General features: G+C 46.1%; 2 protein-coding genes. Both read right to left on the reverse strand.

Translation table 11 applies throughout. The annotated features are described in order from the left end of the window. The coding region (locus tag K8S15_12505; protein ID MCD4776857.1) for a hypothetical protein at window positions 1–1,248 on the reverse strand (1,248 nt) is incomplete at its 3' end. A gap of 2 nt (window positions 1,249–1,250) precedes the next feature. Then, on the reverse strand, window positions 1,251–2,385 hold a 1,135-nt coding region (locus K8S15_12510; protein ID MCD4776858.1), incomplete at its 5' end, for a hypothetical protein.

Below are 2,385 nucleotides of genomic sequence, written 5' to 3' on the forward strand. Positions count from 1 at the left end.
CACCCATTCAGCGTGGTAATAAGTCTGATCGGTTTCGAGATCAAGTATGAATACTTCACGGAGGGCAGGGGCAAAGTTGTGAAGCTCGCAGGCGATGCTCTGCGCAAATTGTACTTCCGGGACAGGATTGGGGAGAACATCATTTGCATGTGCATAGCATGTTACATCAATCCGGTAGGAACCGTCCGGATATTCGGCAAGAATCGGGTTGATTGTTACTTCATTGAGATATGCATAGTTTTTGTCGGTCCGCCAGTAGTTCTCCTCGATGTTATCTATTCCAAGGTTCTCCCAACCTTGCGTATCTCCGCAGTTGGTAAGACACATGAATCCAGCTTTGTTTCCACCGAACAGGTTGAACATGAGCCAATTAAAAGTAAACATCTTAGCTGTTTCATCATCATTCGTAAGTGCACAGTCAAAATTGACGACATAATTCGTCGAGAGAACATCAAGACCTGATTCTGTTTCGCGGATCAATTCCCAATACACGCGCTCGGGAACGCAGTCAACGTATATTTTCTCATCCGTATTGATATCTCCTGCTTGCAGCGTTACTCCAAAGAAGAAATCAACATCTCCAGAAAGATCATTCGCAGGGATGATATCAGCTTCTACCGCATCAGTATTGGGATATTGTGTTGGCCATTCATAAGCCCAGTACTCGGGGAGAAACATGTGCTTGAATTCAGGTGTTAAAGGTTCAGGCACGAAATGCCAGTAGTCATTTCCCTCAGGTTCATCTACCAGGAAATCCAGGGGATTCACAAGACAGGTTCCAACTTCATCCTTGTCTATCCAGGAGAAGTGAAGATGCTCGTCCCATCCACTGCTGATATTCATACTATCAATAAACTGACCTTCGCTAACTGGCTTGCCTATATACCATTGTTGTGCATATGGATCTGCAAGATGAGTATAGCACCAGCCACACTGGGATTCCGGCGTTGGAAGAACAAGGATAGACCAGCCGCTTGGAGAGCCTTGAGACCAAATATCACCAATAACTCCACCCTCTACACATCTTACTTTACTGCCGCTGTCTGGCTCGGTGCAGTCATCAATATCTATTCCGGTATGGAACTTATTCCAACCATTATTACGATCTCCATAACCGTTCATAAGAGGCTTTGCTTCATCCATTAATTCAAGGCTGCCAACGGGCCATGGAATCCCGTAGGTTGGATCGTTAGCTATAGATACAGAGGAGGTAATAAAGAGTACCACAAGCAATACTGTGCACTTCATTTTTATCCCCTCCCCGAAATCCTGATAACAACCAGAGGTATGCTACCTCTCAGTCTACTCACAAGTACGAGATGCCCATTAGGAGAGACTTCGGCATTGCAGCCATGGCCCAGATATCCACTTTCGTTCAGGTCGCTGAAATAAACCTGCTGGTCTCCTACCAGTAATCTGAGTTCAAGTGAAGAAATTTCTCTAGAGATTTCTCTAGTTGTTATTAATGTTGTTAGTATTCTTGCATTTGAGCAGTTAACTCGCGTCCCATCACCACTTCCATCTCGAATAGCTGTTTCTGGATAAACATGGTTCTCCAATGTAGCTGTGTTTATCACTCTTCCCTTTGCGCCACCTCCTACACAGAAATACTCACCATCCGGGCTGAAACTCGTCCAGGTTGTCGACCTATCGGTCCCAGTCTCCTCGGTAACCAGAACAACTTCCCCCCGCCAGCAATCAACCAGGGCTGTGTGTCCGCCCTGGATATTACATGAGGCGTAGTGACCGTTGAAGGAGATGTCTGGAGGAACTGATGAAAAATGGACATCGGAATGTATCCTGTCGACCAACATTCCTTGTCGGTCTAGAATGTCGACATAGCTATCTAAGCCGAACCTTTCTGAACCATGTCTGAAAAAGGCAATAGTACTGCCATCCTGGCTTACTGTTCCGTGGTACCCGCCGATGCCTTCCAATTCAACTTCGGTAAAACTTCCATCAGAATAGAGCAATACGGCGTAGTACTGATCGTCATAATCACCCATGCCGTCGCCTTCAAGTGTTGAAGCAAACGCTCCGATACTGGCGTTCCTTGACAGCGTCCCATAGGGCATTGCGAGATTACCCACTACTCTACCGAATGGATTATAGATCAGGCCTGTATCGATTCTATTAAATTCGCGAGTGTTGTATACTGGTCTTTCCGCATCTTCGGGAATGTTCAATCCTGCAGGATCAACAATCATATGCTCCCGCCAGTAGAACTCTCCGGGGAAAATGCCATCAGCATCGACATGAACAGGATTGTTCTCAGTATCGTAGAAGACATGGAGATTCTGAGAGATGCCTGCCCTTATTCTTCTGTCCAGCCAGTACCTGTCCTCCCAGGGAATACTTTCATCTCTGAGAGTTTCTTCTAACCAG

The sequence above is a fragment of the Candidatus Aegiribacteria sp. genome (assembly GCA_021108005.1).
In the GTDB taxonomy this organism is placed as follows: Bacteria; Fermentibacterota; Fermentibacteria; order Fermentibacterales; family JCC-6; genus Aegiribacteria.